2 protein-coding genes are annotated in these 1,225 nt (G+C 77.2%); both read left to right on the forward strand.

Going from position 1 to position 1,225, the window contains the following annotated elements:
• Positions 1-105: 105 nt before the first annotated feature.
• Positions 106-636 carry a DUF6350 family protein gene (locus SSBG_RS34905; RefSeq protein ID WP_008747572.1) on the forward strand — a complete coding sequence of 177 codons (531 nt, stop codon included), beginning with the start codon at positions 106-108 and terminating at the stop codon, positions 634-636.
• Between the two features lie 51 nt (positions 637-687).
• Positions 688-1,225 (forward strand): DUF6350 family protein (locus SSBG_RS34910; RefSeq protein WP_234010577.1); only part of this gene is annotated, 538 nt, incomplete at its 3' end.

Genomic DNA, 1,225 nt, shown 5'->3' on the forward strand with positions numbered 1-1,225 from the left:
CGGCACGTCGCTCCGTACGTAAGATCGCATAATCGCATATTGGGCGACACCTCCGGTACGCGCTTCTTGCGCGGGTATCGACTGGGTCATTGGGAGCATGGGCCGGTGACCGAGATGACCGATCCGCCCGGGACCGCCACGCCGCCCCAGGGCCCTCCCGCCGCCCCGCCCGTCGCCGCCCGTCTCGGCAGACGGCTGCCCGCCTTCATCGCCTCGCTGCTCGGCGGGGCCTTCGCCGCCGGGCTCGGACTCGGCGCGCTCGCGGTCCTGGTCATGGTGCTGTGGATCAGTTCTCCGTTCCCCGACAGCGGGCCGGGCGGCGCGCTGCGCCTCGCCGCCTCGCTGTGGTTCCTCGGCCACGGCACCTCCCTCACCCGCTCCAGCCTCGTCACCGGTGAGGCCGTCCCGCTCGGCGTCGTCCCGCTCCTGCTGCCGCTGCTGCCCCTGTGGCTCCTGCACCGCGCGGCGCGCGAGGCCGCCGAACCCGAGGAGCCGGGCGAACTGCCCCCGGTACGGGCCGGGGGCCCGCTCGGCGGGCGCGGCGCGGCCGTGGCCGGGGTGTGCGCCGGGTACCTCCTCGTCGCGGCGCCGCGCTCATTTACGCGCGCGGCGGCGACCCGTCCCCCGAGCCGCTGAGCGCGCTGCTCCACTGTACCGCCGCTCGCGGCCCTCGCCGTCGCCTCCGGCGTGTGGGCAGCGCACGGGCGGCCCGACCCGCTGCCCGCACTCTCGGTACGGCTCGGCGCGCGGCGGGAGGTTCTGAACACGGTGCTGCGGGCCGCCGGCGCCACCGTGCTCGGCCTCGTCGGGGGCGGCGCGCTGCTCCTCGTGACGACGCTGAGCGCCCACTCCGAGGCCGCTCGCGGTGCCTTCGGCCGCGTCAGCGACGACTGGTCGGGACTCATCGCCGTCCTCCTCCTCGCCGTCGCCCTCGTCCCCAACGCGGTCCTGTGGGCGGCCTCGTACGCGCTCGGGCCCGGCTTCCTCATCGGTACGGGGCACCCCGTGGCGCTCACCGGGGCCACGCCGCTCGACGGCCTGCCGCCCTTCCCGCTCCTCTCCGCCCTCCCGGCGCACGGCGATCCCGCGCCCTCGACGTGGGCCGTGCTCGCGCTGCCGCCCGCCGCCGCGCTCCTCGCGGGCCACCTGGCCGGACGGGCCGCCGCGCCCGTACGGCCCGAGGAGGCGGACGCGCGCGTGTGGTCGCGCGGTACGACGGCCCTGA

Source organism: Streptomyces sp. SPB074 (genome assembly GCF_000154905.1).
Classification (GTDB): domain Bacteria; phylum Actinomycetota; class Actinomycetes; order Streptomycetales; family Streptomycetaceae; genus Streptomyces.